Source organism: Aromatoleum evansii, assembly GCF_012910805.1.
GTDB lineage: Bacteria > Pseudomonadota > Gammaproteobacteria > Burkholderiales > Rhodocyclaceae > Aromatoleum > Aromatoleum evansii.
The window spans coordinates 1-461 of the sequence record NZ_WTVK01000207.1 but is presented as its reverse complement, the minus strand read 5'-3'; the positions used below and the strand labels follow the sequence as shown (position 1 = coordinate 461).

1 protein-coding gene is annotated in these 461 nt (G+C 65.9%); it reads left to right on the top strand.

Annotated features, from left to right (window positions below):
• On the top strand, positions 1-461 hold a 461-nt coding region (locus GO615_RS27950), incomplete at both ends, for a hypothetical protein (RefSeq protein ID WP_169133082.1).

The following is a 461-nucleotide window of genomic DNA, read 5'->3' as shown; positions in this document are numbered from 1 at the left end:
GTGCAGCGTCGTCAACCCAACCGCAGATGGTCACGACGAATGGCGGCTCCGTTACGCTGGCGTCGCAGAGCGGTCTCTATCTCGACGGCGATATCCACGCCTTCTCCGGCGGGAGCGGCGCTTCCGGCGGCAATTTGTCGATCGCGCTCACCACGCCGATCTTCAAGATGAGTACCTTCCCCAACAGCACGGCGCCGTCCAATGTGATCGTGCCAAGCCTGATGACCGTGGTGCAGGGGCGTCCGGATTCCTTGCTGCTTGCGGACATCGCTCCGGGGACGGATGCGTCGCATCTCGCGTTCGGCCAGGCCACCGTGAGCGCCGACATGGTCAAGGCCGGCGGGTTCGACAGCCTGACGCTGATCTCCGGCGACTACATGCAGTTCTCCGGCAACGTGTCGCTCGCGCTCGGCCGCAGCCTGACGCTGACGGCGGCGGCGTTCACGTCGGGAGCTCCGGTG